Consider the following 26,920-nt stretch of genomic DNA (forward strand, 5'->3'; position numbering starts at 1 on the left):
TTTAATTTTCTTTTTATTCTAACTAATTGAAATATATCACTTAAATTGATATAACGTCAATGATATTATGTCAGTTGACTTTATATACTAACTTCTTTTACAATACAGTTATATTTTCAGATATTTCAGTATAAAGAGGTGATTCCTTGAAAAATTCTACTCTTTCAACAAGAAAACACCGCTCCTTAGAAACAAAAAAGAAACTATTACATTCCGGTTATACTATTTTTATAAAAAACGGATTTCAGAAAACTACAATCACGCAAATTATTAAACATGCAGAAACTGGTTATGGAACAGCATATGTATATTTTAAAAACAAAGATGCTCTCCTCGTCGTTTTGATGGAAGATGTGATGAATCGGTTTTATGATATTGCAGATCGCTATTTTTCCCCTCAAACAAAGGCCGAAGCACGCGATATGATTCAAAATCAAGTGCGCGCTTTTTTACAGTTAGCACAAGAAGAAAGAGCTATATTACAAGTTGTGGAAGAAGCAATAAGAACCTCAAAAGAAATATGTCAAAAATGGGATGAGATTCGTGAACGCTTTATAAAAAGTATTACACAGGATATTACTTACTCTCAAGAAAGTGGATTGGCGCAGCCTGAATTAAATAGAGAGATTGTTGCACGTGGTTGGTTCGCGATGAATGAGATGTTTCTTTGGACGATTGTGCAAAATGATAAAAAGATCGACTTAGAAGAGGTTGTGCATACATTGACAGTGATGTATACGACAGGTCTATATAAATAGCACACCCTTTATTCATAAGGTGTGCTATTTTTCATCTATAAAAATATTTTATCAGGATACGGTAATGCTAAAGGTGGCTTTTCAGATAAAGGGAAATATTTTAGTTTTACAGATTCTCCATCAACTGATTTTAACCCACCTCCGATAATTTTGCACTCAAATACAACAACAATATACTCTACTTGATCTCCATTCGAATATGTATGACGAAACTCTTTCCCTCCAAATACCCCTTTTTCTTTTTTCACTTTTATTTTTAATCCTGTTTCTTCCCACACTTCTCTAACAACCGCTTCTTCTGGTGTTTCTCCTGGTTCGATTGCCCCTGCTGGCAAACTCCAGTATTCTCCTCCAGGATATTGAAATAAGATTTCCCCTTGCTCGTTTTTAATAACAGCAGCTATACTCGGCATAAAAATAAGTTCAGATCCTAATTTTTCACGAAGTCTTTTATAATATAATGACATCGGTATTGGACTTTCTCCCTTCATAATAAATAACTGTATTTTCTAATAATCATTATATAATATTATTAATATCAACTTCTATAAAGAAAGGAAGATCAAATGTCACAAGAAAAACTAACAAATCAGTTTCTATCGTTTTTATCCGTTACAAAAAAGCCTGTAAGTTTAAATTTTTTAAATGAACTTGTTAAAGCTCATCAAGAGAAAGTAAAGTGGGAAACTCTTACTAAAATAATTGACTGGGAAAAAGGTAATAAAACCGGTAATTACTTTCCTACCATCAAGACATACATAAATCGAATTACAACTAAAGGTATGGGCGGTACTTGTTGGACTCATTCTATTGGATTTCATTGGCTATTATCAAATCTAGGTTTTTCTGTGCAGTATATGTATATGGATCCTGGGCATTTATGCTTACGTATTAACTTAGAGCAACCTTAGATTCTATTGTTTTAACCTACTCACCATTCCAACAATAAACTTATACTCAGCTCTACTTTTTCTTACTTTCTTAAAACCTTCTTTCGTATCAAAAATAAAACATGTTTTCCGAAACCAAATTCGTACATATAAAGACTCAAAATAAATAGGTTTTATAATTCCTCGTTCCTCAAATTCAGTTCCATCTTTATTTTCAGTTTCTGTTCGAACGAACCACCTATTTCCGATGCCAATTTCAATATACTTCACATAAGTCCCCCTTTCGGAAATTAATTTCTAACTATTCTATTATTTCCCCGGTAAGCGCACATTCCGACAGAACGTGAGCCCACAAAGAAAAAGTAGATTACAAAAATCTACTTTTATAGCCTAAATTTTTGCATTCGCTTATAAAATGTACTACGAGGCACATCTAATAGTTTTGCAGCTAAAGAAACATTTCCATTCGTCTTTTCTAGCGCTTCAATCATACTATCACGCTGTATTTTTTCACGGAAATTGAATGTATGCTCTGTTTTATTTTCTGCTTGCAATTCAAGTTGATGTTGATTTCCCATCATTGTTTGTAATAAAAAAGAGATTTGTTTTTCGCATATTTCCCGTCCTTGCGACAAAATGTAAATACGTTCTAATACATTTAATAATTCCCGAATATTTCCGGGCCATGTATGCTGTAAAAATTGCTTACAAATACTCTTTGGAAATACGATATTCCAATTCTTTCGTTCACAAAAATGTTGTATGAAGTACGGAATATCCTCTTTTCTTTCTATTAATGACGGAACATATAGCGGATAAACGTGTAAACGATAATATAAATCTTGACGGAATTTCCCTTCTTCTACTAATCGCAGTAAATCTTTATGTGTCGCAGTAATAATACGAATATTTACTGGTACCTCTTTTGAACTGCCAATTGGGGTTACTGTTCGCTCTTGTAAAACGCGCAATAGCGCTACTTGCATCTCTGGTGGTACTTCACCAATTTCATCTAAAAATATTGTGCCTCCGTCTGCTTGTTCGAATTTCCCTTTATATCCTTGGCGCCGCGCACCTGTAAACGCTCCTTCAGCATAACCGAATAATTCACTTTCCATTAATTCTTTCGGTAATGAACCGCAGTTAACAGCTATAAAAGGACCATTTTTTCTTGGACTATTTTCATGAATCGCTCTCGCTACATATTCTTTCCCTACACCTGTTTCACCACAAACATATACACTAGCGTCAGTTGGTGATACAAGCTTAATTTCTTCTAAAGTATGTTGAAATGCATTGCTTGTCCCAATAACTCCAGGGAAAGTAATCCCGTTTATAAATGGGGAAATAGAAAATAAATCCTCTTGTTTATTTTCCTTTATATAAATACATTTCCCAATCATTCTGTTATTACTGTATACTGGTACTTCTAATTTAGGTTTCAATCCATTGTGCATTAAATCTTCAAGTTTCATTCGTGACCAATTAGATACTCGTTCCCGAACCCTCTTGCTCGCAGAAACGATAACATCTCGATGATTACAAATAACAACTTGTTCATCACTGTCAATTACATCTAAAAAACGATGGATTAAGTGTAGTTCATTTTGATGCACTCGAATACTACATTCACGTTCAATCGCATGTGCAAGCGAAGTTACCACCCCGAGCATATATGGATGTGAAAATTCAATTGGACAGGAGAAATCTAGAACACCAATTAATTTCCCATCATCATTATGAATGGGAGCGGCCGCACAGCTCCAGCTATGAGATGCGACAGAATAATGCTCTGTACCACTTATCATAATAGCTTCTTCAATCTCTAACGCTGTTCCTATCGCATTTGTACCAACAGCTGCTTCCGTCCATTTCACACCTTCAATGAAGTTAATATGTTTCGCTCTTTTCAACGTTTGCTGATTTCCACTTAACGATAGAACGTAACCGTCTGGATCAATTAATAATGCCATCATTTGCAGTTCATCAATGGTTTTCCTCATATTTTGTAATTGAGGTATTGCTATATCAAGGAAGATTTCACTCTTTTTCTTTTGATCCTGAAAAATATTAGAAGACAAAATTTTCTGACCTTTATTCATATGAGGATTCACACTTGCTTGTTTACATCGATGCCATGACTCTGAAATTCTTTCATTTATGCGGTTCGAATCAAGGACTCCTTCATCAACAAACTTTTTCCATGTATGTAAGTAAAACGGTGAAGCTAACATTGTATCATCTCCCTATTAATTGTTTTGGAGATCTGTAAAAACATACTTTTATTATAGAACTGAATAAAAGCGTTTTCAATAAAAGTAGAAAGACGACACAAATATGTTAATAATCTGAATATCTTAATGCGCTTCTTTATTCTTTTTTAGCAGAACTATATTTTGTATAATGGACGCAAAGAAAATACATAACCAAAACCACTTTTGCGGATTGTCATTTATAAAGAAAACTATCATCGCTATTGCAAATAAAATAGTGGATGCTAAACTAAAATATAATTTTGTTTTAACTCTCATTATCCCTCACTCCTCTATCACTTTACAGTACATACTAACTCTGCATTTTTTAACTCTAATATGTACTCCTGTAAAACATATTCTTTCCCGCCATGTTTTTCATACCAATCATGTATTCTTTTAACATGCATCTCGTCACTTCTAATTTTCGATTCAATTTCTTTATACTGTTCATAACTATCATATTCCCATATGGCGAATATTTCAGTTGTACCATCATTATTATCTTTCATCCAGCGTCCTATTAGCCTAGAACCATGCTTTAATTGGTTAGGTAAATTAGTATTATTAAAATGCTCATTAAATATTTCTATAAATTCATTCTTTACTATATAGTACTTCCTTCTATAAAACATACATTTTCACCTCTTTTATGTACAGACTCAAATAAAGCATCCCATTACTACCGTATTATAATACTTCCCATCTGACATCCTTTTATCATTTTTCAAAATACCTTCTACTTCAAAACCTATTTTTTTATAAAGCTGAATGGCTTTTTCGTTTGACTCTAACACTTGTAATGATATCTTTTTCACTTCATTTTCATCAGCCCAATGAATAGATTGTTGCAATAGACTCTTACCCATTCCATATCCCCAAAACTCTTTTAAAATACAAACGCCAAATTCTACTTTATGAGATAATCTCTTCAAATTTGACCCTTCGCATCTTGAAAATCCAACGATTCGATTGTTCACTTCTGCAACTAAAAAGAGATTTTTCGTCTCTTCACTATCTGTTTTTATTAATTTTTGGAAACCTATCTTATCTATAAATCCCTCTCCAGCTTCTCTATCCATATTTTCAGTTTCTCCATCGATCTGAACTCTAATTTCCGATAACTGCTCAGCATCCGTTTCAGCTGCAGAACGAATTGTATAAACTAATCCATTTATATGAAACTCTTGCTCTTTTATAATCATTTTAAACTCCTTTTAAATGCAGTCTATTGATGCTATTACAATTTCTTTACCTTGCTTCTCAAATTCTTGAATCGTTTCTTTACTAGTCTCTTCATCTGTTATTATAAGGTCAATTTCTATCAGTGACTCTCCTTTTATAAAGCAGTCTATTCCAAGTTTATTATGAGGAGCTAAACAAATATTTCTTCTAGCAATTTTACTTACTGTTTTTCCAAAATAAGCAACTTCTGGTGTTGCAGTACTTATACCATTCAATGAAATGCCACCACCTGTAGAGAAATAAAGATCAATAGATAATCTACTCATCATTTCAGAGGCAAGTGTATCTGTCATATTTCCTGATGGTTTCACCTTTCCACCAATTAAGTACGTATCAATGTTCTTATATCCCCGTAACGTACTAGCAATTTCTATAGAATTCGTAATCACTGTAAATGATGTTTCAGGTAAATATTTTAACATGGCATAATGAATGGAAGTCCCGCCAATAAAAACGGAATCTCCTTCTTGTATATAGGATACAGCAACTTTCGCAATCGCATCTTCATCTATTGAACTATCACGATAACGTTTCGATGGTTCGGCAGCTAAGTTTCTCACTCGCGTAAGTTCAACTGCACCTCCGTGCGTTCTTTTTAATAAGCCATCCTTCTCCATAATAGACAAATCTCTTCTTATAGAATCGATAGACATATCAAAACTTTCCGCAAGATCCTTTGCGATTACTCTTCCAGCTTTATTAAGTAACTCTGAAATTTTCTCTCTACGCTCTTCAGTAAACATGTTCTCACCACCATTATTGAAGATTCAGAAATTTAATCTTTATTTTAATTATATGCATGCCTCTTCCGTTTTACAATATTTTCAATTCTTATTTATTCCGTTTTATACAGTTTCCCCCCTCTTTCTACCCCCTAAAATTCAACACCGAATAAATGTATATTTGCATATTCTATTAAAATACTTCTATTTTCCACTTCATTGTTGTAAAATTATTCCTATGTTTTATTTTTTAATACAGAAAGGAATTACTATGAAATCTTTAATGAAGGTAACTTGTACAGCATTATTATTTACAGGAATAATGGCAGGATGTAGTGGGAATACTACACCAAAACAAGAAAAAAGCGCCCTCGAAAAGAATGCAATGCATTATGGGGAAATATTTAAAAACGAATACTATAGAGCAACTGTTGAAAATGCAAAATTCGATAAAATAGACAAAGAGTGGCGTCTCACAGCTCGTGTTACTATAAATAATGCTCGTGCTGACGGACAAACGATAGATCTTTCAGAAATAAAATATTTCATAAAAGATGAAAAAACGGGTGAAAAATACGAAGGTGAATTTATACAAAATGAAAATGCTAAAAAGGTTCCATCTGAGTTTTCTTTAACTACCGACATTGTATTTAATATGAAAACTTCTCCAAAAGATTTAAATAATATGTATTTATACATAGATAGCAAAGCTGCGCCGTTAACAGATACATATTGGAAGCTTGATAATTTAGTATCTAAATAAAAAACAGTCATGTAAGACTGTTTTTTTGTTTGTAAAGTTATAAAGTTTACTAGTTCCCTTTCTCAAGCAATACATCTTTTGCACAAATAGACACTTCTTCAAATGGGCAATCAAATAAAATCCCCAGTCCAAAACCATCTTCAGCAAGATCTATTTCATGACATAACCACCAAGCACCTTCAAAATTTTCCGGAATAGAGCATTTCGAAACTCCTGTAAAAGTTACTTGTAGTTTATCAAATTCACTAAAAGTACCACTGCAATCTAAAGTTATAATTAACGTATCTTTTGATCTTCTCTCAACTGATTTAACTACACTGTCATGTAGTGAGCAATCATGTAACTGCATAACATTTGTTGGGAGTTTTTTCTTAATCGAATGGAAGTGCTCTAAGTAGAATCGATCTAAATGAGCCCTTCTTTTCTCACAATCCTCTATCCATTCTTTCATAAGTTTTTTCAATTCACTAGAAGGATATTCTGAATTAATTGTGGTGCTATGAATAAATGGGTGTATGGATTCAGGAAGGAATTTTAATAAATCTGTTTTCCTTTCCTTTATTTCCTCAATTAAACTTTGTATATCCATTTCTGACCATTCTTTTATAGACTCTATAAAACTTACAAATTCTATAATTTGCATTTCTTTATACCAATCTCCAGTGAAATACTTCAATCGCACCTCTCCTAAAACATTTTAACATCCAAGAAAAGCAATATATCCACTTATTATATCATTCCAATAACCGTTTTTTCTAAAGAATAAATGTAAAAATGTAAATATTCCGCCTATTATTTCTAAAACTTCAGAATATTTACAAAAATACGGAATTGGAATACATTTTACATGTACAAGTTTTACCTGTACAAAAATCTAAACAAAAAGGGATGGTTATATGTTGAAGAAATTAGTAGCAGGGACATTAGTAGCAGGTTTGGCATTAACTGGAGGATTAGGAGTAGTAAGTGCTGCAGAAAAAGATTATACAATTAAAACATTTGATTATTTAAAAGTTGATGAAAAAAATGTTAGTTCATTTGCAAAATTAAGCGATCAATCAAAAAAAGACATCCAAATTACTATGGTACTACCTAAGCAAAATGAAAATGGAGATTGGTTAGCTTATGGATTTACTAATAGAGAAGCATTGAATGCTTTTATTGAAAAAGATAAAAAGGCACTTAAAAATCAAATTAACCCTTTAGGTAGTGGTGCTGGTAGTACTGATTTTTATGAACATAAAGATAAAGGTGGCCAATATATTTACTGGAGCAGCGGCTTTAAAAACTTACCATCTAGCTGGAACGACAGAATTTCTTCTGTAAGTACAGCATCACCTTCTGCAAGTTATTCAACAACACTTTGGGAGCACACTTCAACACAAGGTTATGGAAAAGGTGTTGTATTTAAACACGCTGATTGGTACGGTAAAACTGCTAATTTAGCTGCCGATTGGAACGATATTACTTCAGCTATTGAAATTAAAAAATAATTGTATATTTACTAATTGAAAAAATCCAACCCACTATTCTCTTATTAATGTAGAGAATAGTGGGTTATTATATTTCTATTTAAGCATGTACAGCATGTCCTACGGCTTGCAATAACGCTTCGTGAATCGCTTCAGATAAAGTTGGATGCGCTGCAATATAATCTCTCATAATATCAGCGGTAACTTCCGTATGAATCATTACAGTTCCTTGTCCGATTAGTTCGGTTGCACGAGGACCGATAATAGAAATCCCTACAATTTCTTGATATTTAGGTTCCACAATAACTTTTACTTTCCCCGTTTGTTCTCCAATAATAAGCGCTTTTCCGTTTGCTGTAAAAGGAAATTCTCCGATTAGAATATCACCATATTGCTCTCTTGCTAATTTTTCTGTTAAACCGACACTAGCAATTTCTGGTGCTGTATAAATACAGCGAGGTACAGCATGATAGTTTACTTTCACATCTTCTCCGCTCGCGTGTAATGCTGCTGTCGTTCCTTCATGAAAGGCAACGTGAGCAAGCTGGATTCCACCAATCACATCACCCGCTGCGTAAATATGAGATACATTTGTTTGCATATGTTCATTCACAGAAATTCCTTTATTTGAAAATTGAATGCCTGCTTTTTCTAAATCTAATTCTTGTACACGTGGTTTTCGGCCTACAGAAACGAGAACAAATTCCGGATTGGCTTCTTGGATACTTCCTTCATATTCAAATGAAGCCTGCTTCTTATAATTATTTAATCCTTTTAAAGCTGCTCCTGTAAATATTTCTACTCCATCATTTTCTAGTTTCTCTCTTAATATATTTGCAATATCTTCATCTTCACCAGGTAATAATTGCGGTGCCATTTCAACAATCGTAACTTTTGTTCCAAGACGACTATAAATGCTTGCAAACTCGCAACCTATTACACCACCGCCAACGATTAATAATGATTTCGGTATATTTTCTAGGGACATCGCATGGCTACTATTTAAAATCCACTTCCCATCAAATGGAGCAAAAGGTAATTCAGTTGGTTCTGAACCTGCCGCTATAATGAACTGTTCTCCATCTACTACATCTTCCTTATCACCGTGTGTAACTCGCACACGGTGATCCGTTTCAAATTTCGCTTTACCTTGTATAACTTTTATTTTATTTTTCTTCATTAAATATTGAATTCCTTGGACGAGCTGCGATACGATTTGTGATTTCCTCGCTTGTATTTGCTTCCAATCAATTGATATACTTCCATTGTTAAGTGTAATTCCATAATTATTCGCTTTTCTCACAATGTCATGCACTTCTGCACTTTCTAACAATGATTTCGTAGGCATACAACCGACATTTAAACAAGTCCCGCCAAGATCAGCTTCATCAATAAGAGTGACATCTTTTCCATTTTGAGCCGCGGTAATTGCCGCTACATAGCCAGCAGGACCGCCTCCAATAACAACTAATTTACTCATTCTCTCACCTTCTCTTTATAAAAGAATTGTTACAGGTTCTTCTAAATAACGTTTAATTGTACGTAAAAATGCAGCTGCTGGTGCACCATCTAATACACGATGATCGAATGTTAAACTTAAAGGTAACATACTTCCTTTTCTTATTTTTTTCCCTTTATATACAGGAACATGTTCAATTGCCCCAACACCTAAAATACCAGTTTCAGGTGTATTTAATACTGGCGTAAAATATTCAATACCGAAACTACCTAAATTACTAATTGTAAATGTTGTTCCTTGCATATCATCACTACTTAAACTGCCTGCTCGTGCCTTTTGTGCCACATTCTTAATCTCTTTAGATAACTCTACTATAGATAGATTATTAGCAAAGCGAATAGCTGGAACGACTAATCCATTTTCTAGAGCGACTGCCATACCTAAATGAACATGTTCAAATTGATGAATTTCATCATCTATATAGGCGCTGTTCATTTCTTTATGCTCTCTAAGCGCTAATACAACAGCACGAGAAACGAAATCAGTAATAGTTAGTTTGTTATCGTATCGTTTTTGTACAACTTCCGCTATTTCTTTATGTAAAGCAACTAAATCTGTAACATCTACTTTCATCGTTAATGTTAATTGCGCACTATTTTGTAAGCTTGCATGCATACGGTTCGCAATTGCTTTTCGCATACCAGTAACAGGAATGACTTTACTTTCTTCTTGTTCAAGTACTACTGGAATTGCTACTCTTTCTTCAAGCGCCTTTAATACATCTACCTTTGTAATTCTTCCGCCAGGTCCTGTACCAATTAATGATCTAATATCAAGATTTTCAGTTTTTGCAATCTTTTTCGCAACCGGAGATATTTTGACTCTTTGCTTCGTCACATCTATCGCATATGTTTCTGCATGTTGTACATTTTTAGGTTCTGGATTAGGTGTTTTTTCTTCTACAACATGTATATTTTCATGAACCTCTACTTTTTCGTTCGGTTTACCGATGTAGCAAATTATAGTACCAGGTGGAACTCCCTCATCTTCACTTACAGCTATATCAAGAACAGTTCCATCAGCTGGTGCTTCTATTTCCGTTTCGATTTTTTCCGAGTTAATACTAGCAATTAGTTCACCTTTTGCTACATGATCGCCTGCTTTAATATTCCAGCTCGTAATAATTCCTTCTTTCATCGCCATACCTAACTTCGGCATTACAACTTCTACAGCCATGTTTCTCTCTCCCTTCTCATCGTTTCATTACACATGCAATAAAGATTGGTCTCCGATCATTTCTGATACAGTTTCAATTACTTTCTCCGGCGTTGGTAAATATAACTTTTCAAGTGGTGGTGAGAACGGAACTGGTGTATGTGGCGCTGTAATTCGTTTAATAGGTGCATCTAATAGATCAAAACCTTTATCCGCTACAATCGCAGCAATATCAGTTGCAATACTACATCTTGGATTTGCTTCGTCAATTATGATAAGGCGATTTGTTTTTTCGACTGATGCTAAAATCGTATCTTCATCAAGTGGTGATAAAGAACGCGGATCAATTATTTCTACTTCTAGTCCCTTTTTCGTTAATTGCTCAGCAGCTGCGAGTGCAGTGTGAACTTGCTTTCCAATTGCGACAATCGTTACATCAGATCCTTCTCGTTTTATATCCGCTTTTCCTAATGGAATTGTGTAATATTCTTCAGGAACTTCGCCTTTCATATTGTATAGAGTTTTATCTTCAAAGAAGATTACTGGGTCATCATCTTCAATTGCCGCTAATAATAAACCTTTCGCATCATAAGGAGTGGAAGGAACAACGACTTTAATACCTGGAATACTTGTAAATAAAGCATATAAACTTTGAGAGTGCTGTGCCGCTGCACTAAACCCAGCACCGTGCATCGTACGAATTGTAACTGGTACTTTCGCTTTTCCGCCAAACATATAACGAAATTTCGCGCCTTGATTTAAAACTTGATCAAGACAACTGCCGATAAAGTCATTAAACATTAATTCAGCAATTGGACGTAATCCAGTTGCTGCCGCTGCCATCGCCGCACCCATATAACCAGCCTCAGAAATTGGTGTATCTAAAATCCGATTTCGGCCAAACTCTTGTACAAGCCCTTTCGTAACACCAAGAACGCCGCCCCATGCTTCATCATCTTGTAAATGATCTACTTGTGCACCACCCGCAACGTCTTCGCCTATTAAAATTACATTTTCATCACGACGCATTGATATTTTCATCGCTTCATTGATTGCAGTTGACATACTTACTGTTCTAGTCATTATTTTTCACCCTCCTCTTATTTGTAAGAAACGTACACATCTTTTAATAATTCTTCATCATCTGGATATGGACTATTTTCACTAAATTCAATTGATTTTTGCACTGCTTCATCTACTGCTTTTTCCATATCAACAAGTTCCGATTCAGTTAATATACCTTCATGAATTAAATGTTTACGGAAATTCACTATTGCATCTTTTTCATTTAAATGTTCTTCTTTTTCCTCCGCAGTTTTATACGCTTGTGCCTCTCCCTCAAAATGACCGTAGTTACGATACGTCATACATTCAATAATTGTTGGGCCACCGCCATTACGTGCGCGTTCCACCGCTTCTTCAGCAGCTTTATACACAGCTAGTAGATCTTTCCCATCTACTTGAACACCCGGAATGTTATAAGCTTTCGCTCGATCTGCAATAGAATCACAGCTTGAAGCATATTCAAATGTCGTTGCTTCACCGTAACCGTTATTTTCTGCGATAAAAATAACTGGCAACTTCCAAATTGCCGCTAAATTAACCCCTTCATGGAATGTTCCTTCATTATTGGCTCCATCCCCGAAGAAGCAAACACTTACATCTTTTGTTCCTTTATATTTAGCTGTTAATGCTGAACCGCAAGCAAGTGGAAAACCTCCGCCTACAATTCCATTTGCACCAAGCATTCCTTTATCTAAATCGGCAATATGCATTGAACCACCTTTACCTTTACATAACCCTGTCGCTTTCCCAAAAAGTTCGGCCATCATGCCATTTAAATCACAACCTTTTGCGATACAATGGCCGTGACCTCTGTGCGTACTTGTAATACTGTCACTATCTGTTAAGTGGGCACATACACCAACTGCTACCGCTTCTTCACCTGCATATAAATGAACAAAACCTGGCAGAACGCCTTGCGCGAACAATTCATGCACCTTATCTTCAAACTTACGAATCTCTAACATTTTTTCGTACATCCAACGAGTTTGTTCTTTCGTAATTTCATTCCCTTTACTTTCAGTTGTTTTTAACATGTCCAGCCCTCCTATTTTCTTGTTCATCTTTTATATTGCAAGTACTGTGCCAAATTCTAATCCCTGATTTAATAGGTTTTCTCTTTTCTTTCATAATAAAAAAGTGGACAAAACGAGACATATGTCTCGTTTTGTCCACTTTTGTTCACCTAATTTGAGAATTATTATCTTATTCATTATCAAAACTCTTCTGTAACTTCCGAATGTAAATAATTTGACCAATATGATACGCGTTATGAGTCGTTACATTAGCTAATACTTCCCACCACTTCGCAGATACAGGAAATCCAATTACATCACTTTCAACCTTGTCTTCATTTATGAGACTTTGCCACTGTAACAGTTTCTCTAATAGTTTTTCTCTTAACTCTTCAAATGTTTGATTATCAGATAGCATAAAACTTTTGTTATTATCACCAATAGCGGGCACGGCATTAACATTTGATTCTTTATACCTTGTTTGCCACGTCGAGTTCCAATACAGTAAATGTTGTACAATTTCAGCTATACTATTACTCTCTTCATTCGGTTTCCAGAAAGCTTCTCTCTCAGATAAATCCTTAACTGCATCTGAAAACGGAATATACCAACTAGGATCATTCGCATTTGCTAATAACTGATCTGCTAAAACATCTTTAACATGGAACACTTTGCTTCCCCCCATTTTAAAAACTTAATTTCATCGTCATGAATGCAATACTCACTTTTCTATATACGCTAAGTCTGTACAATTCCCTCTTTTTAGCCACATTCCCATACATATGCACCTAAAGAAACCTAAAGCACCTAATCTATAAGCCACCTCGAAGAATACAGAAATAATTCGAATTGCTATTACTTGTATAAAAACAATATGTAAGATTAATAGATTTTCTCCTTATAACTCGTTATGATAAAAGAAAAAGAAAGCGAGCGGACAATGAATAAAAAAATTGCGGTTATTACAGGTGCATCAAGTGGATTCGGACTATTAACTACACTTGAACTTGCAAAAAAAGATTATTTAGTTATCGCTACAATGAGAAACCTTGAAAAGCAAGTAAACTTACTATCACAAGCTGCTAAACTCAACTTACAACAAAATATAAAAGTTCAACAATTAGATGTAACAGACCAAAGTTCTATACATAGCTTCCAATTATTTTTAAAAGAAATAAACAGAGTAGATCTTCTCATTAATAATGCAGGATATGCAAATGGGGGCTTTGTAGAAGAAATTCCAGTAGAGGAATACCGTAAACAATTTGAAACGAACCTTTTTGGAGCTATATCAATCACTCAGCTTGTCTTGCCATATATGAGAGAACAGAAAAGCGGAAAAATCATTAATATAAGCAGCATTAGCGGCCAAGTCGGATTCCCTGGTTTATCCCCTTACGTTTCTTCAAAATATGCATTAGAAGGCTGGAGTGAATCCCTTCGCTTAGAAGTAAAACCTTTCGGAATAGATGTTGCCTTACTTGAACCGGGTTCTTATAACACGAACATATGGGCAGTTGGTAAACAACTAGCTGAAAACAAATCTGAAACAACTTCCCCTTACAAAGAATATATGGATAAAATACAAAAGCACATAAACAATGGCAGCGAAACATTTGGTAATCCGATGGATGTAGCTAATAAAATCGTTGAAATTGCTGAAGCAAAACATACTACATTACGATACCCAATTGGGAAAGGTGTAAAATTTATGATCTTTGCGAAGAAGGTTCTTCCTTGGAGATTGTGGGAGTTTCTTGTTTTGAGGAGTTTTAAGAAAATGTAACTTTAACACGAATAGTAACCATTTATCATCTTTCAGATAAATGGTTACTATTTACTTTATGATCTCAACATTTGTACCATCAATACCTATTATTATAAGTGATTGCTCTTTATATTTTTCACGAATCCATTTTAAAATTACGGTTAAATCCAAAATAATCCATCCTCTTATATTTCTCGCATCAATATTTTTTATTATGCAGCAGGTGGAACGAAGTAAAATAGCATCGAAGTCATAAAAATAAATGCAAATAATCCAATTATCGAAAAAATATATTCTTTCGATTCTCTATCATACTTCCATTCCATCCACGTCCTTAGGATCCACGTAACCCCTAAATAAGTGAAAATGATAAACCAAATATTAGTGCTTTCGAATTTAAAGATGTAAATAAAACTAATTATTAAATATACAAAAAGCAGTCCTATTTCCAATTTTTTATGCAAGCTATTTACATATTTATTATATCCCCAAAACCCGCTCTTTGGCATATTCAATTTTTTTCTTAAAAATCGATCCAAAAAGTAGCCCGCTATACAAAAAACAAAAATTATAATCCAAAATGTATAGGTTCTCAATATCATCCCTCCTATTACTTCATTGAATTGTTTAAAATAAAGTGGACTATATTAACGGTTATTGAACGAGTATTCTTGAATGATCTTCATTAAAAATGATCGCTTCTGCACGTAATAAAGGTCTTTTCACTTCTTCTCTCCTTCTTGCTTTAAATTCATAATATATTAAAGGAAGAAATATATTATGAACCCTGTTATTATTAATGCTGCAACTCCTAATAATGAAATCAAAAACTCACGCGATTCCTTATCATATTTCCACTCCATATATGATTGAAATCCATATAACGTAATAAAAAATAAAAGAGGTACATAGCCCATAAATATACGATTTAGAAGAAAAGTGCTTATAGTAATAACAACTATATAAGAGAAAATGATAATTCTATTTCCCCACTTATGTGTATCATTCACATATTGGTTATTCCATCCTTTTTGTTTCGGTATATTTAACTGTCTTCTCGCTATTCTTTCAAAAACCAATAAAGATAGCACCCATAAAATTAATAAAGCTATTTTTGTAATTGACAGAAAATCCCTCCTTTTTATTTTTTTACTTTAATTTTCTCCGGCTGATCACTCGGATACGTAGCATATGCATCATTTTCATAATCCCAACTAATAATTGTCGCACTATCTCGTCCGAATTGATGATGAACGTGTTCTAAAACATTGTGAACATGTTCTTTAAGCTCTACATTATTTCCATTCATATCATTATAAAGATTTAATGGAGTTTCATAACGGCGTTCCCCGCATTCTAATACTCCATCTGTCACCATTACAATTCGATTCTTTCCAGTACGTAGTTCACGAATTCCTGATGAATAGCATGGAATAGGTAAATCAAATGTATTTACATTACCAATCCATTCATAAAATTGACGTTGGTTTAATGTATATTGTCCTAATTTATGTAACTCTTCATGAAATACATAAATCAAGCAATCACCTATGGAAAGCCACCATATGTAATTTTCTTTTCTTACGCATATTAAGCAAGCTGTTTCACCTTTTACCCTTTCGCACTTTTCTTTAAACGAGGGGGATTGAAATATCGTAAGTATATAATTTTCAACAGATCGAAATACTGTTTTAATTGATTCTTTCATAATCGCTTTTATATTTTCATATTCTTTTTGGATTGTATTTACTACTAAATCAACACTTTCTGCACTATTATGTCCGTCTAATATAACGGCGAATTCCCAATCACCATTCGACCAAACTAATGCACCGTCTTCATTCTTTTTTGCTCCGGCACTTATATTTCCGCCGTATTTACCAATTACGATATCACCATATTGCTTGACTGAAACTTCGTCTAAACACATTTCTCTACTTCCAACCCATGAATATTGTGTATTATTTGTTGTATGCATACTCATTTACCATATACTTTCGTATTCTTTCGCATAGTTTTTTAATTTTCTCTGAATCTCCATGTGGTGCACCAGTCCAATTTGATACTTCAGTCGGTGACCAAAACTCTTTTGGTGTATTTGGATAACGCGGTATAATGTGCATATGCATATGCGGTACACCATTTCCTGAAACGAAACTGTAAATATGTTCTGCACCTTCGCTTTCTTTTAACGCTTTACTTATTCTACTTGTTATAAGTCCGAATGCTTTTGCCTCATTTTCAGTTAATTCAGCGAGACCAGGTACATGTCTTTTTATATCAATCATTACGTAACCAAGATACGTTTCTTCTGTATCCCAATGGACATGTCCAACGTATATGAGATCGTCTTCATAAATAGCACCACCTGGAACTGTAATATTTCCTTTATGTTTTTCACAAATGAAACAGTTTTTTTCTGCTTGATTGTTTATTGGCATATCCATCACCATCCTTTTCATATATAATATCACAAAAAAAGGAAAAATAGGTTTTATATTCCGAAAATTCAATCTCTTAAAACGAGAATTTTTACATTAAAATAATTTTCAACTCATTATTTCTTCAAAAGCGTAATCCCCATTCCAACTGCAATCCCAATCGCTATTCCGATTGCTATATTATCATTAAATACACCAGGAATTACTCCGATTACAACACCTATAGCGATACCAATTGTCATAGCATCATTTCTTTTTTTATTTTTAGACAAAATTGCATCTCCTCTCATCATTTCTCTTTATATGATATCTTTTTACACAAATGTATTAATATCCTAATATATTCGCTATTCCTCTTGAATATTTCCAAAAAATGTACTTTAAACTTTAAATATATTACTTTTCCATTTTCCATACATACTCCTCTTATTATGAAAAAATTTTCAAGTAACCATTAAATATACATAGGCATTTACTATAAGAAAGACCAGTAATTCATTTAAGGAGGAACAATTCATATGCATCCTCATTGGAACCCAAATTTAAATCATCAATATGTTTACTCGCCCCATACTGCAAGGAATACACTGCATTATGATTCGCAATACATGATGCAGTGTATCGCAAGTCTTGAAAGTCAATTAGCTAAATTAATCTCTTTAATCGAAGAAAATAATCATTTAATTAAATCAATGGAACAACAGCAAAACCAAGTTTGTGCACCAGCTGGAGGTTCTGTTATTGTTCGGATGTAATTCGAATTCAAAAAACACACTTTGTAGTATAAAGTGTGTTTTTTGAATTATTTTCTTTTTGTATAAAACCCTTGCGTAATTCGGTCTAATATAATCGCAATCACGACGATAGCTAGTCCAGCTTCAAATCCCATTCCGATATTTACTTGTGTTACAGAGCGATATACATCGACGCCAAGTCCTGGCGCTCCTACAAGTGAAGCTGTTACAACCATTGATAACGAAAGCATAATACTTTGATTCACGCCAGCCATGATCGTTCCGGTTGCGAGCGGTAATTGTACTTTAAATAATTTTTGTGATGCGGTAGAGCCAAACGCATTCGCAGCTTCAATTAAATCTTCTGGAACTTGTCTAATTCCTAAGTCTGTAAATCTGATTGTCGGTGGCATAGCAAAAATAACGGAAGCAATAATGCCTGGTACGACGCCTACTCCAAAAAATGTTATCGCGGGAATGAGATAGACGAATGCCGGCATTGTTTGCATAAAATCTAATGTCGGTTTTAAAAATTTTGAGAAACGTTCATTTTGAGATGCTAAAATGCCAATTGGAATTCCGACAATAATTGAAATAATAACTGACGTAAGTACGAGCGCTAATGTTTGCATCGTTTGTGCCCAGTAGTTAATATTTAAAATAAATAATAATCCGATGAGCGTAAAAATGACTAAAGATAATTTTCTCGTTGTGTACCAAATAAGGAAACATAGGAGAATAATCATCAATATGGCTGGTATTATTGTTAAAAAATTAGTGAGTAAATCAACAAATCCACCGATAATATAGGAGAATCCTCGGAACAAGCCTTCAAAGTGCTCATATAAACTTGCAACAAATGAATCAACCCATTCGCCTAACGGAATGCGCGGAATATTATTCATCGTCTTTCACCTCTTCCTCGATGTTTCCTGCAAGAGCTTGAATGACACTTTCACGTTTAATAATTCCTCTTAACCTTTTCTTTTCATCAATTACGGGTAATGGATATTTCATCTCCGCCATTTTTGCATACGTTTCTTCCAGTAATGTATCTAAATAAACGTGTGGAATATCGTTAAGTAATAAATCAGCAATTGGCCATTGTTTTTTCATTGCTTTACTTGCATCATCCGCTGTTAAAATACCTAAAAACTCATACTTTTTGTTCACAACATATACCGTAGAAACACCTGCATTTCTCATAATTTGCAGAGCTACACGCGGCCCACGATCGATTAATAACGTTTCTGGTCTTTTTAAAATAGATTCTGCCGTAATTACTTTTCCTAAATTCACATCCGCAACGAATTTCTCTACAAATTCATTTGCAGGGCTCATCATAATTTCTTCCGGTGTTCCAATTTGGACAATTTCTCCATCTTTCATTAATGCAATACGATCACCAATTCGAAGAGCTTCATCTAAATCATGTGTAATAAAAATAATTGTTTTCTCCATTTTGTCTTGTAGCTCTAACAATTCATCTTGCATTTCTTTTCGAATAAGTGGGTCTAATGCACTAAATGATTCATCCATAAGTAAAACATCCGGGTCATTCGTAAGCGCTCTTGCAATACCAACTCGTTGTTGCATCCCGCCACTAAGTTGACTTGGATAATTATCTTTATGGTGATCAAGTCCTACTAACTGTAGCGATTCTAACGCTTTATTTTCTCGTTCTTCTACTGGAACTCCTTGTATTTCTAAACCGTATGCAACATTTTGTATTACCGTACGATGTGGAAATAAAGCAAACTTCTGAAAAACCATACTCATTTTCGTCCTTCTTACTCTTCGCAATTCTTCTTTTCCCATCGTTGCGATGTCTTCACCATCTATGTATATATGCCCTGCTGTCGGTTTAATTAATTGATTTAGCATTCGAACTAACGTAGATTTCCCGCTACCGGATAAACCCATAATGACAAAAATCTCTCCTGTGTATACTTCAAACGTCGCTTTTTTTACCCCAACGTTCATTCCTGTTTCTTTTAATATTTCTGATTTACTTTTTCCTTCCTTTAATAAAGCAACTGCCCTTTGAGGGTGTTTCCCAAATACTTTTGTTACGTTTTCAATACGTACCTTTGTATTATCCATGTCACTACTCCTTTTCTACCCATCTATTCACATAGTGTTGCGATTTTACAGAGAAATATTACATAAAAATGACATATATAAGATTTCTTTAAAAATTCTTGTTTCCGTTCATAATAAGAAGGTTCACTTATAAATTAATTTATAAAAAGCAAATGCTTCACAGGAGGTTTTGAATGCGACAAAAAATATGGCTTATAAGTCTTTTGTTATTTATTAGTATGATTTTCACTTCTTGTAATGCAACAAATGCGAATTCGAAAGGAAAAATTAAACTTGGTGTAACAAGTTGGAAAGAAAACATCGCAACCGCAAATATGTGGAAAGTTTTATTAGAAGAAAAAGGCTATAAAGTTGAACTCATGTATTTAGAAAAAGCTGCGATATGGACTGGCGTCGCACGTGGTGATGTTGATGCGAATCTAGAAGTATGGCTTCCTGTTACGGATAAACCATTAAATGCCCGTTACAAAGATGACATCGTCTTAAAATCAAAATGGTATGAAGGTACCGGGCTTGGTTTAGTCGTCCCTTCTTATGTAAAAAACGTTAACAGTATTGAAGATTTAAATGCACATAAAGATGAGCTAGATAATAAAATTGTTGGGATTGAACCTGGTAGTAGCCTTATGAATTTAACGAATAAAGCAATGAAGGAATATGATATAAAACTAAAACTTGTCCAATCTTCAGAAGCTGCGATGATGAGCGAACTAAAGAAGGCATATACGAAAAAGAAACCAATCGCTGTTACGCTTTGGAATCCTCATTGGGGCTTTTCAGAATTTGACTTAAAATATTTAAAAGACCCTAAGAAAGTATATGGTGAAAAAGATGACATTTATTACTCAGTTCGCAAAGGTTTTGAAAAAGATCATCCGGATATTGTGAAATACTTTGATCAATGGAAAATGAACGATGAACAACTAGGTACTTTAATGGTCATGCTAAATAAAACGAAAGATCCGGAAGAAGCCGCGCGAAAATGGATTAAAAAGAATCAAGCTTTAGTTGATGAATGGATAAAAGAATGACAAAAACAGGCTAGGGAATTTATCATATTCTCTAGCCTGTTTCATGTTATTTTTTTTCAATAACTGCATCAACAATTCCATATTCCTTCGCTTCTACTGCCGTCATAAAATAATCTCTTTCTGTATCATGAGCTACCTTTTCTACTGGTTGCCCTGTTCGATCAGATATGATTTTGTTAATATCATGTTTTAACTTTAATATTCTTTTTGCTGTAATTTCAATCTCCGTTGCTTGCCCTTTTACACCGCCAAGTGGCTGATGAATCATGATTTCACTATTAGGGAGCGCAAATCTTTTTCCCTTTGCGCCAGCTAATAGTAAAAGCGCACCAAATGATGCCGCAAAGCCCATACAAAGTGTTTGCACATCTGGTTTAATAAGGTTCATCGTATCTAATATTGCAAATCCCGCTGTCGTTGAACCGCCCGGACTATTGATATACAGGAATATATCTTTTTCTGCATCTTCCGCTTCTAAAAATAATAATTGCGCTACCACACAGCTTGCAACTTGATCGTTAATTTCTGAACCAATCATAATAATTCGGTCTTTTAATAATCTTGAATATATATCATAGGAGCGTTCTCCTAATTTCGTTTGTTCTACTACGTAAGGAATTGCATTCATATTAAATCCCTCCATCTATTTTATGCCGCACTAAGCATACAACTGTAAGAAGAAGGTTTTTTCATACTGAATAATAACACCGGTTGTATTGATGGTAACTTAGTAAAGTCTATTGTTGGGAGAAGTTTCGTCAACAATTCAGGTCTTTCTTCACGAATAGAAGTTACAACGATTTCAATATCATCCGTGTACTCCACTATTTCAATGCCTTCTTCACTTACAGTTTTCAGCCTATTTCTACTCCTAAATAACGATGCTTTCACTGCACCTTCTGATACCGAACATACTTTAGCAATATCCGCGATACTATACTGAAAAACATCCTTCAATAATAAAATTACAGATTGTTGCACATTTAACGAAGACAATACTTTCCCTACCATTTCATACAAATCTGCAATTTTCCCATGTGGTTCTTCAAATGTATTTTGCTGTTCTAACTTTTCTTGAACGGATTTTGATTTCATTTGATCTAACCATTGATTTCGAGCAATTTTATACAGAAGCGTTATACAAATTTTCTTCTCACTATACTTTTGAAGAACTTTGCAAATTGCTTCTTGGGCAAGGTCTTCCCCATCCCATTTGTTTTTCGTCAAAAACGTACAGTATCTTTTTACCTCTGCATAATGTTCAATTAAAAAATTTATATTTGAATGATTCATATCGATATGATTCTTTAAAACCTGAGTTACTTTTGTGCACAAAATAACCACTCCTTTTCAGCGCTTACTTATTAAACGATTGAACAAATAAAAAAGTTACGGGGCTTATAATAAATTTTATGTTTATGTTCATGAATACGGGTCATAAATATGTTATATAGCATTTTACATGAGGAGGAATCAATTTGCCAAAATTAACAGTGGAAGGTACCGGAACTTTTGATATTAAAGAAGGAACGAAATTAGTATTAGCACTTGAAGATAACGGTGTACACATTCTTCATCGTTGCGGTGGCAAAGCCAGATGTACAACTTGCCGAATTGAAGTCATTGCAGGTGATTTTTGTGAGGCGACAAATGATGAAAAACAAGCTATTACGGAAAAAGGAATTGAAGACCACTTACGATTATCGTGCCAAATGCGTGTACATAAAGATATTGCTGTTCGCCCTATACTTACAGTTGAAAATTCCGGTTTAGATGCTGGACCACGTCCGGCGGAGTAAAATGATGAATTTAAAACAGCTAGCCGGTGAATATGCTGCTGGCTTTGTAAAAGATGGAATGAAGGTTGGACTTGGTACGGGTTCAACTGTATATTGGACAATACAAAAGTTAGGGAAATGTATGCAAGAAGGTTTATCCATTCAAGCTGTACCAACGTCAAAAGAAACTGAAGTATTAGCTAAACAACTATCTATTCCGTTAATCTCTTTAAGTGAAGCCGATATACTCGATCTCACAATCGATGGAGCAGATGAAATCAATAATGATTTACAATTAATAAAAGGTGGCGGTGGTGCGTTACTTCGAGAAAAAATTGTTGCCTCCTCCTCTAAAGAACTTATTATTATTGCAGATGAATCCAAACTCGTTTCACATTTAGGCACCTTTCCACTTTCTATTGAAATCATCCCCTTCTCTTGGAAGCAAACTGAAAAGAGAATTCAATCCTTAGGATGCGAAACACGTTTACGTATGAAAGATGGCGGACCATTTATAACTGATAACGGCAATTTAATTATTGATTGTATTTTTCCAAATAAAATACTGAATCCAAATGATACACATACAGAGTTAAAGATGATTACCGGTGTAGTTGAAACAGGATTATTTATCAATATGACGAACAAAGCGATCATCGGAACAAAAAACGGTATAAAAGAATATTAAGCATTTTAAAGGCTGACTTTTGCAAATCAGTTTTTTCTTTTATAGCATTACAGTATGATATACTATGAAAACACATTCATATCACACTAGAAAGGGCTGAACAATTTGCAATCCAAACTCATAACAGAACTTATTGATCTAGAAACTGCCTTTTACATTCGAAAAGAAGTATTTGTAAAAGAACAAGGTGTCCCTCTTGAAGATGAATTCGATAAATTTGATGAAATCGGTGAGAAATGTAAACATATTTTAGTTTATTATAATAAGCTTCCTGTAGGAACTGGTCGTATACGATTCGTTGACGGAATGGGTAAACTAGAACGAATTTGTATTTTAAAAGACTATCGCAAATACGGATTAGGCAAAGTAATAATCAAAGCACTAGAAGAAATTGCTCGTAACAAAGAAGCAAACAAAGTTAAACTACACGGTCAAACACAAGCTGAAGGGTTTTATGAAAAATTAGGCTATCAAACTTCTTCCGACGTATTTATGGAAGATGGAATTCCGCACATACTTATGATGAAAGAATTGGCGTGATAAATAGGGTATTATATGAATCTGCATTATGGATTCATATAATACCCTTTCTGTATCTTATTCGTTTCAAAGTCTCTTTGATTAATATTCTAGACAGAGATTTGTAAGCATTTAACTTAATGGTAATTTAGTGCTATCCCAACAATACTATGAATAGAGATGTATTCGATACATACTCTTATACCGCTAAATTTACGCTTCTTACAAATAAAAAAATGATGATCCTTGCACACTCAGGAATCATCGTTTTTTATTTGTATAACGTTTAATTTGATTTTACTCTTGTAGAAGAGGCTTCGTTATTCCACATTCTAAATCCATCACCCATACTGTAATTCGTCAAATTATAGACTGCACAAGTATTTATAAGTCCAAGTATACGCTCCGTTCATAAATGAATGATCCAAGCGGTGTTTTTTAAAACAATAGATTCTTGGAAAAAGACATTCGCATTTTAATAATTGATATTTCTTGCAACTCAATATATCCTATTATTAGAAATGAGTTGCATAATTAGAAATCATCACAAAGAGAATCTGCAGGTGTGCAGGTTCTTTTTTATAACATAACTCAAACAAAGCAGAGGTGAAAAGAATGGGGACATTAAAATCTTTAAAGCGTGACGTATACTTATTTATTGCAGGATTAATTTATTTTTCTACAATATGTATTTCAATATATATTACAGAAAATACATTTAACTGGCTGAGTTTTATTCCCGCACTAGCAATGTTATGTGGCTTGGTATTAAGTTTATTAGATATAAAAAATAAAAATTACAAGATAAAATAAAAAGCAGCCTCTTTAGATGTTTTACTTTCATTTCCCAAATAATTTTGTCGCCCATAACCATACAGTTACCGCATACAATACATATTAAACAAAATTCATTCTTTCCATTTAATCAATCCCTCTATTCATATAACATCAAAGTGTCTATATCTTTTAATATAGACACTTTTCACATGTATTGTGTTAATACCTACCTGTAAACTTAAAAATCTCATCAACAGCATGCTTATACCCACCTGATTTTCGGAAAGACTCCTTCATATTCAAAGCAGCCTCTTTAAATGACGGATTATTTAATAATAGCTCTACACTTTCACGTAGTTGATCCTCAGTTAATTCTTTCATATGTAACTTAATTCCTGCCCCGAGATTCTCCACTTGATTCGCGATTACTGGCTGATCTGCACTTTGCGGAATTACAATGAGCGGAACACCGTTATATAGTCCTTCATGCGTACTGTTCATACCGCCGTGTGTAATAAATAGTTTCGTATATTTGAGAAGTTCAGTTTGTGGTACATAGTTTTTCACAATGAAGTTTTTAGGGATATTACCTAAATCACTTATTTCCGTTTTGTTGCCAATAGACATAACAATTGTATGCTTACTATTCTCGAACGCCTTCATACAAAGTTTATAAAAATCAAGCGCTTCATTAAAAACAGTACCTAATGAAATGTAAATCAGGCTTTTTTCTTCAATTGAAGTGTAATCAAAACCTTCATTTTTCACTTGTGTAGAGATAGATGGACCCACAAATTTGAATGTTTCATTAAATGTATCCCCAAAAGGTTGGAACTCCTTAATTGTATACACAATAGTAAGTGAAGCTGGATTACAGAAAACTTCATACGGTGAGTTTATATCAACACCATATTTTTCTGTAATTCCATTAGTTAAGTTTTCAAAATCATTATGTATTCTATCCTGAACTTCCAGTGGGATATTTTTAGAAAGATGGTCTAACATTTGTTTAAATGATTTTTCATCTTGTGAAAAAGATGTGCATGAATTTATGGCCGGAAGATTAAGAATTTGGGCAATTAAATGACCACAGCCAAACATAGAATCATGAATCATGTAATCAAAATGTTCTCCTTCAATTTGTTCTAAAACACTAGGTATTACAACATCCGTTGTATGTAGAAGGCCGTTTATTCTTTCCTGTAAATAATTTCGACCACCGGAAAGAAATGCTTGTATAAATTTTTGATCATCAATCGTTCGTACAGTAGCACCTGTCTTCTCTATACGCTCCCTGAAAGCCTCTATTGAAAAATAAACTACCTCTTCACCGCGAGAAATCAGTTCTTCTACAACCTGTAATGTTGGATTTATATGTCCTTCTGATCCAGCGTTAATGAATAAAACACGTGCCATTCAAAACACTCCTTAAATTTTAAAATTTCTATGTTGTAAAGAGTATGGATACTTTCCATACTCTTTACGGTGTTATATGTATCATTTTCCTGCTAAATTGACCTAGCAAGCCTAAAACCGAGATCATCTATATGAAATGTAGGATGACTACGACGGCGACAAGTGGCACCACACCCTCTCGCTTCTTCAGCCCAGCTACCGCCCCGGAAAATCCGGTACGATCCATACACCTTTTCATCATACAAATCATAACACCATTCCCAAACGTTCCCTAACATATCATATAATCCCCATGCATTTGGTTCTTTTCTCCCGACCTCATGAATATGTCCATCTGAGTTTTCATTATACCAAGCAATCTCTTTAAGCCCTCCATATATGTATCCAGTAGTTCCTGCCTTACACGCATATTGCCACTCTGCTTCAGAAGGTAATCGGTAGCCGCTTGAATCTAAGTTACAACTAACCTTTTGACCGTTATCACTAATAGAATAATACTCTTTTAATCCCGCTTTTTTTGAAAGTAAATTACAGAACGTAATGGCATCATTCCATGAGATATTTACAACTGGTTTATTATTATCTTTGAATATATTTGGTGTACTATTCGTAATAGCATCATATAATTCCATTGTTACAGCATATTTTGCAAGAAGAAATGGTTTAACTTGAACTTGCCATTTTTTTTTTATTCGATCATCTCTTAATGTTACTTCTCCTGCTGGAATTTCCACCATATAAGAATCAATCGAGCGAATGAATTTATTCAATACTATCCCTCCATATTACAGCCATTTAAAATCTAACTTTT

33 protein-coding genes and 1 pseudogene are annotated in these 26,920 nt (G+C 34.0%); 11 read left to right on the forward strand and 23 right to left on the reverse strand.

Annotated elements, in window-relative coordinates; translation table 11 throughout:
* The first annotated feature begins 146 nt into the window (after positions 1-146).
* Complete coding sequence (locus BWGOE10_RS13285; protein ID WP_070143284.1) at positions 147-758, forward strand: TetR/AcrR family transcriptional regulator; 612 nt, start codon at positions 147-149, stop codon at positions 756-758.
* A 35-nt stretch (positions 759-793) separates the two neighbouring features.
* Here BWGOE10_RS13285 and BWGOE10_RS13290 read toward each other — a convergent pair whose 3' ends face one another.
* Positions 794-1,231 carry an NUDIX hydrolase gene (locus BWGOE10_RS13290; protein ID WP_070143717.1) on the reverse strand — a complete coding sequence of 146 codons (438 nt, stop codon included), beginning with the start codon at positions 1,229-1,231 and terminating at the stop codon, positions 794-796.
* A 93-nt stretch (positions 1,232-1,324) separates the two neighbouring features.
* Between BWGOE10_RS13290 and BWGOE10_RS13295 the strand changes: the two are divergent.
* Positions 1,325-1,666 (forward strand): annotated as a pseudogene (locus BWGOE10_RS13295) (hypothetical protein); the annotation flags it as partial.
* A gap of 6 nt (positions 1,667-1,672) precedes the next feature.
* On the opposite strand, the gene BWGOE10_RS13300 reads toward BWGOE10_RS13295, so the two are convergent.
* The 5 genes from BWGOE10_RS13300 to BWGOE10_RS13320 all read right to left on the reverse strand — a co-directional run bounded on the left by BWGOE10_RS13300 (position 1,673) and on the right by BWGOE10_RS13320 (position 5,888).
* Positions 1,673-1,918, reverse strand: coding sequence for a DUF3977 family protein (locus tag BWGOE10_RS13300; RefSeq protein ID WP_002119911.1), 246 nt, complete (start codon positions 1,916-1,918; stop codon positions 1,673-1,675).
* 113 nt (positions 1,919-2,031) lie between these two features.
* The gene (locus tag BWGOE10_RS13305) at positions 2,032-3,882 is read right to left on the reverse strand and encodes a sigma-54-dependent Fis family transcriptional regulator (RefSeq protein WP_070143286.1); all 1,851 of its coding nucleotides are present in this window, start codon (positions 3,880-3,882) and stop codon (positions 2,032-2,034) included.
* Positions 3,883-4,196: 314 nt separating this feature from the next.
* Positions 4,197-4,535 (reverse strand): NIPSNAP family protein, encoded by a 339-nt coding sequence (locus BWGOE10_RS13310; protein WP_070143287.1) that lies wholly within the window; start codon positions 4,533-4,535, stop codon positions 4,197-4,199.
* Positions 4,536-4,562: 27 nt separating this feature from the next.
* Complete coding sequence (locus BWGOE10_RS13315; protein ID WP_070143289.1) at positions 4,563-5,105, reverse strand: GNAT family N-acetyltransferase; 543 nt, start codon at positions 5,103-5,105, stop codon at positions 4,563-4,565.
* 12 nt (positions 5,106-5,117) lie between these two features.
* Positions 5,118-5,888, reverse strand: a complete 771-nt coding sequence (locus BWGOE10_RS13320; RefSeq protein ID WP_070143292.1) for a DeoR/GlpR family DNA-binding transcription regulator — start codon at positions 5,886-5,888, stop codon at positions 5,118-5,120.
* Between the two features lie 250 nt (positions 5,889-6,138).
* On the opposite strand from BWGOE10_RS13320, the gene BWGOE10_RS13325 reads away from it, so the two are divergent.
* Positions 6,139-6,630 carry a hypothetical protein gene (locus BWGOE10_RS13325; RefSeq protein WP_070143293.1) on the forward strand — a complete coding sequence of 164 codons (492 nt, stop codon included), beginning with the start codon at positions 6,139-6,141 and terminating at the stop codon, positions 6,628-6,630.
* A gap of 49 nt (positions 6,631-6,679) precedes the next feature.
* Here the strand turns inward: BWGOE10_RS13325 and BWGOE10_RS13330 are convergent, their stop codons facing one another.
* Positions 6,680-7,306, reverse strand: coding sequence for a DUF4085 family protein (locus BWGOE10_RS13330; RefSeq protein WP_070143295.1), 627 nt, complete (start codon positions 7,304-7,306; stop codon positions 6,680-6,682).
* Positions 7,307-7,526: 220 nt separating this feature from the next.
* Here BWGOE10_RS13330 and BWGOE10_RS13335 point away from each other — a divergent pair, with 220 nt between their 5' ends.
* Positions 7,527-8,123 (forward strand): hypothetical protein, encoded by a 597-nt coding sequence (locus BWGOE10_RS13335; protein ID WP_070143297.1) that lies wholly within the window; start codon positions 7,527-7,529, stop codon positions 8,121-8,123.
* A 79-nt stretch (positions 8,124-8,202) separates the two neighbouring features.
* On the opposite strand, the gene lpdA is transcribed toward BWGOE10_RS13335, so the two are convergent.
* The 5 genes from lpdA to BWGOE10_RS13360 all read right to left on the reverse strand — a co-directional run bounded on the left by lpdA (position 8,203) and on the right by BWGOE10_RS13360 (position 13,524).
* A complete protein-coding gene (gene lpdA, locus BWGOE10_RS13340) occupies positions 8,203-9,582 on the reverse strand; it encodes a dihydrolipoyl dehydrogenase (protein WP_070143299.1) in 1,380 nt (459 codons plus the stop codon).
* Positions 9,583-9,597: 15 nt separating this feature from the next.
* Positions 9,598-10,797 (reverse strand): dihydrolipoamide acetyltransferase family protein, encoded by a 1,200-nt coding sequence (locus tag BWGOE10_RS13345; protein WP_070143301.1) that lies wholly within the window; start codon positions 10,795-10,797, stop codon positions 9,598-9,600.
* A gap of 27 nt (positions 10,798-10,824) precedes the next feature.
* A complete protein-coding gene (acoB, locus tag BWGOE10_RS13350) occupies positions 10,825-11,859 on the reverse strand; it encodes an acetoin:2,6-dichlorophenolindophenol oxidoreductase subunit beta (protein ID WP_070143302.1) in 1,035 nt (344 codons plus the stop codon).
* Positions 11,860-11,876: 17 nt separating this feature from the next.
* On the reverse strand, positions 11,877-12,875 hold the full coding sequence (gene acoA, locus BWGOE10_RS13355) for an acetoin:2,6-dichlorophenolindophenol oxidoreductase subunit alpha (protein WP_070143304.1): 999 nt from the start codon (positions 12,873-12,875) through the stop codon (positions 11,877-11,879).
* Between the two features lie 169 nt (positions 12,876-13,044).
* Positions 13,045-13,524 (reverse strand): DinB family protein, encoded by a 480-nt coding sequence (locus BWGOE10_RS13360; protein ID WP_070143306.1) that lies wholly within the window; start codon positions 13,522-13,524, stop codon positions 13,045-13,047.
* Positions 13,525-13,794: 270 nt separating this feature from the next.
* Between BWGOE10_RS13360 and BWGOE10_RS13365 the strand changes: the two genes are divergently transcribed.
* Complete coding sequence (locus BWGOE10_RS13365) at positions 13,795-14,640, forward strand: oxidoreductase (RefSeq protein ID WP_070143308.1); 846 nt, start codon at positions 13,795-13,797, stop codon at positions 14,638-14,640.
* 194 nt (positions 14,641-14,834) lie between these two features.
* On the opposite strand, the gene BWGOE10_RS13370 is transcribed toward BWGOE10_RS13365, so the two are convergent.
* From BWGOE10_RS13370 to BWGOE10_RS13390, 5 genes are all read right to left on the reverse strand, one after another.
* Positions 14,835-15,218, reverse strand: a complete 384-nt coding sequence (locus BWGOE10_RS13370; protein WP_002142055.1) for a DUF4181 domain-containing protein — start codon at positions 15,216-15,218, stop codon at positions 14,835-14,837.
* A gap of 165 nt (positions 15,219-15,383) precedes the next feature.
* The gene (locus BWGOE10_RS13375; protein WP_081338133.1) at positions 15,384-15,701 is read right to left on the reverse strand and encodes a DUF4181 domain-containing protein; all 318 of its coding nucleotides are present in this window, start codon (positions 15,699-15,701) and stop codon (positions 15,384-15,386) included.
* A 62-nt stretch (positions 15,702-15,763) separates the two neighbouring features.
* The gene (locus BWGOE10_RS13380) at positions 15,764-16,552 is read right to left on the reverse strand and encodes a PP2C family serine/threonine-protein phosphatase (protein ID WP_070143719.1); all 789 of its coding nucleotides are present in this window, start codon (positions 16,550-16,552) and stop codon (positions 15,764-15,766) included.
* A gap of 31 nt (positions 16,553-16,583) precedes the next feature.
* Entirely contained in the window at positions 16,584-17,075 is a 492-nt protein-coding gene (locus BWGOE10_RS13385; RefSeq protein WP_081338137.1) for an HIT family protein, read from the reverse strand.
* 104 nt (positions 17,076-17,179) lie between these two features.
* Entirely contained in the window at positions 17,180-17,353 is a 174-nt protein-coding gene (locus BWGOE10_RS13390; RefSeq protein WP_070143312.1) for a septum formation initiator, read from the reverse strand.
* A 228-nt stretch (positions 17,354-17,581) separates the two neighbouring features.
* On the opposite strand from BWGOE10_RS13390, the gene BWGOE10_RS13395 reads away from it, so the two are divergent.
* Positions 17,582-17,818: a hypothetical protein gene (locus BWGOE10_RS13395; RefSeq protein WP_070143314.1), complete on the forward strand. Its 237-nt coding sequence runs from the start codon at positions 17,582-17,584 to the stop codon at positions 17,816-17,818.
* A 47-nt stretch (positions 17,819-17,865) separates the two neighbouring features.
* On the opposite strand, the gene BWGOE10_RS13400 is transcribed toward BWGOE10_RS13395, so the two are convergent.
* Together BWGOE10_RS13400 and BWGOE10_RS13405 are read right to left on the reverse strand one after the other, a co-directional pair.
* Positions 17,866-18,702, reverse strand: a complete 837-nt coding sequence (locus tag BWGOE10_RS13400) for an ABC transporter permease (protein WP_070143315.1) — start codon at positions 18,700-18,702, stop codon at positions 17,866-17,868.
* Positions 18,695-19,900: a quaternary amine ABC transporter ATP-binding protein gene (locus BWGOE10_RS13405; RefSeq protein ID WP_070143317.1), complete on the reverse strand. Its 1,206-nt coding sequence runs from the start codon at positions 19,898-19,900 to the stop codon at positions 18,695-18,697. The genes BWGOE10_RS13400 and BWGOE10_RS13405 overlap by 8 nt, the downstream gene beginning before the upstream one ends.
* A gap of 173 nt (positions 19,901-20,073) precedes the next feature.
* Between BWGOE10_RS13405 and BWGOE10_RS13410 the strand changes: the two genes are divergently transcribed.
* A complete protein-coding gene (locus tag BWGOE10_RS13410) occupies positions 20,074-20,931 on the forward strand; it encodes a glycine betaine ABC transporter substrate-binding protein (RefSeq protein WP_070143319.1) in 858 nt (285 codons plus the stop codon).
* Between the two features lie 46 nt (positions 20,932-20,977).
* On the opposite strand, the gene clpP is transcribed toward BWGOE10_RS13410, so the two are convergent.
* On the reverse strand, positions 20,978-21,559 hold the full coding sequence (gene clpP, locus BWGOE10_RS13415) for an ATP-dependent Clp endopeptidase proteolytic subunit ClpP (RefSeq protein WP_070143321.1): 582 nt from the start codon (positions 21,557-21,559) through the stop codon (positions 20,978-20,980).
* A gap of 20 nt (positions 21,560-21,579) precedes the next feature.
* A complete protein-coding gene (locus BWGOE10_RS13420) occupies positions 21,580-22,266 on the reverse strand; it encodes an RNA polymerase subunit sigma-70 (RefSeq protein WP_070143323.1) in 687 nt (228 codons plus the stop codon).
* Between the two features lie 143 nt (positions 22,267-22,409).
* Between BWGOE10_RS13420 and BWGOE10_RS13425 the strand changes: the two genes are divergently transcribed.
* The 4 genes from BWGOE10_RS13425 (at position 22,410) to BWGOE10_RS13440 (ending at position 24,729) form a co-directional block, all read left to right on the forward strand.
* Positions 22,410-22,730: a 2Fe-2S iron-sulfur cluster-binding protein gene (locus BWGOE10_RS13425; RefSeq protein WP_070143325.1), complete on the forward strand. Its 321-nt coding sequence runs from the start codon at positions 22,410-22,412 to the stop codon at positions 22,728-22,730.
* Positions 22,731-22,734: 4 nt separating this feature from the next.
* Positions 22,735-23,397: a ribose-5-phosphate isomerase RpiA gene (gene rpiA, locus BWGOE10_RS13430; protein ID WP_070143720.1), complete on the forward strand. Its 663-nt coding sequence runs from the start codon at positions 22,735-22,737 to the stop codon at positions 23,395-23,397.
* 105 nt (positions 23,398-23,502) lie between these two features.
* The gene (locus tag BWGOE10_RS13435; RefSeq protein WP_070143327.1) at positions 23,503-23,937 is read left to right on the forward strand and encodes a GNAT family N-acetyltransferase; all 435 of its coding nucleotides are present in this window, start codon (positions 23,503-23,505) and stop codon (positions 23,935-23,937) included.
* 594 nt (positions 23,938-24,531) lie between these two features.
* Positions 24,532-24,729: a hypothetical protein gene (locus BWGOE10_RS13440; RefSeq protein WP_070143329.1), complete on the forward strand. Its 198-nt coding sequence runs from the start codon at positions 24,532-24,534 to the stop codon at positions 24,727-24,729.
* 183 nt (positions 24,730-24,912) lie between these two features.
* Here BWGOE10_RS13440 and BWGOE10_RS13445 read toward each other — a convergent pair whose 3' ends face one another.
* A complete protein-coding gene (locus BWGOE10_RS13445; protein WP_070143331.1) occupies positions 24,913-26,109 on the reverse strand; it encodes a macrolide family glycosyltransferase in 1,197 nt (398 codons plus the stop codon).
* A gap of 92 nt (positions 26,110-26,201) precedes the next feature.
* A complete protein-coding gene (locus BWGOE10_RS13450) occupies positions 26,202-26,879 on the reverse strand; it encodes a formylglycine-generating enzyme family protein (RefSeq protein ID WP_070143333.1) in 678 nt (225 codons plus the stop codon).
* Between the last annotated feature and the right edge of the window lie 41 nt (positions 26,880-26,920).

This window comes from Bacillus mycoides (assembly GCF_001757995.1).
Taxonomy (GTDB): Bacteria; Bacillota; Bacilli; order Bacillales; family Bacillaceae_G; genus Bacillus_A; species Bacillus_A mycoides_B.

Excerpts from the sequence above, each read along its gene's own strand:
- BWGOE10_RS13305 (WP_070143286.1), bottom strand. The coding sequence starts at position 3,882 with ATGTTAGCTTCACCGTTTTACTTACATACATGGAAAAAGTTTGTTGAT.
- lpdA (WP_070143299.1), bottom strand. The coding sequence starts at position 9,582 with ATGAGTAAATTAGTTGTTATTGGAGGCGGTCCTGCTGGCTATGTAGCG.
- BWGOE10_RS13310 (WP_070143287.1), bottom strand. The coding sequence starts at position 4,535 with ATGTTTTATAGAAGGAAGTACTATATAGTAAAGAATGAATTTATAGAA.
- acoA (WP_070143304.1), bottom strand. The coding sequence starts at position 12,875 with ATGTTAAAAACAACTGAAAGTAAAGGGAATGAAATTACGAAAGAACAA.
- BWGOE10_RS13380 (WP_070143719.1), bottom strand. The coding sequence starts at position 16,552 with ATGTGTTTAGACGAAGTTTCAGTCAAGCAATATGGTGATATCGTAATT.
- BWGOE10_RS13395 (WP_070143314.1), top strand. The coding sequence starts at position 17,582 with ATGCATCCTCATTGGAACCCAAATTTAAATCATCAATATGTTTACTCG.
- BWGOE10_RS13410 (WP_070143319.1), top strand. The coding sequence starts at position 20,074 with ATGCGACAAAAAATATGGCTTATAAGTCTTTTGTTATTTATTAGTATG.
- BWGOE10_RS13440 (WP_070143329.1), top strand. The coding sequence starts at position 24,532 with ATGGGGACATTAAAATCTTTAAAGCGTGACGTATACTTATTTATTGCA.
- BWGOE10_RS13345 (WP_070143301.1), bottom strand. The coding sequence starts at position 10,797 with ATGGCTGTAGAAGTTGTAATGCCGAAGTTAGGTATGGCGATGAAAGAA.
- BWGOE10_RS13325 (WP_070143293.1), top strand. The coding sequence starts at position 6,139 with ATGAAATCTTTAATGAAGGTAACTTGTACAGCATTATTATTTACAGGA.
- BWGOE10_RS13390 (WP_070143312.1), bottom strand. The coding sequence starts at position 17,353 with ATGAGAGGAGATGCAATTTTGTCTAAAAATAAAAAAAGAAATGATGCT.
- BWGOE10_RS13335 (WP_070143297.1), top strand. The coding sequence starts at position 7,527 with ATGTTGAAGAAATTAGTAGCAGGGACATTAGTAGCAGGTTTGGCATTA.
- BWGOE10_RS13320 (WP_070143292.1), bottom strand. The coding sequence starts at position 5,888 with ATGTTTACTGAAGAGCGTAGAGAGAAAATTTCAGAGTTACTTAATAAA.
- BWGOE10_RS13400 (WP_070143315.1), bottom strand. The coding sequence starts at position 18,702 with ATGAATAATATTCCGCGCATTCCGTTAGGCGAATGGGTTGATTCATTT.
- BWGOE10_RS13445 (WP_070143331.1), bottom strand. The coding sequence starts at position 26,109 with ATGGCACGTGTTTTATTCATTAACGCTGGATCAGAAGGACATATAAAT.
- BWGOE10_RS13315 (WP_070143289.1), bottom strand. The coding sequence starts at position 5,105 with ATGATTATAAAAGAGCAAGAGTTTCATATAAATGGATTAGTTTATACA.
- clpP (WP_070143321.1), bottom strand. The coding sequence starts at position 21,559 with ATGAATGCAATTCCTTACGTAGTAGAACAAACGAAATTAGGAGAACGC.
- BWGOE10_RS13405 (WP_070143317.1), bottom strand. The coding sequence starts at position 19,900 with ATGGATAATACAAAGGTACGTATTGAAAACGTAACAAAAGTATTTGGG.
- rpiA (WP_070143720.1), top strand. The coding sequence starts at position 22,735 with ATGAATTTAAAACAGCTAGCCGGTGAATATGCTGCTGGCTTTGTAAAA.
- BWGOE10_RS13385 (WP_081338137.1), bottom strand. The coding sequence starts at position 17,075 with ATGGTGATGGATATGCCAATAAACAATCAAGCAGAAAAAAACTGTTTC.
- BWGOE10_RS13365 (WP_070143308.1), top strand. The coding sequence starts at position 13,795 with ATGAATAAAAAAATTGCGGTTATTACAGGTGCATCAAGTGGATTCGGA.
- acoB (WP_070143302.1), bottom strand. The coding sequence starts at position 11,859 with ATGACTAGAACAGTAAGTATGTCAACTGCAATCAATGAAGCGATGAAA.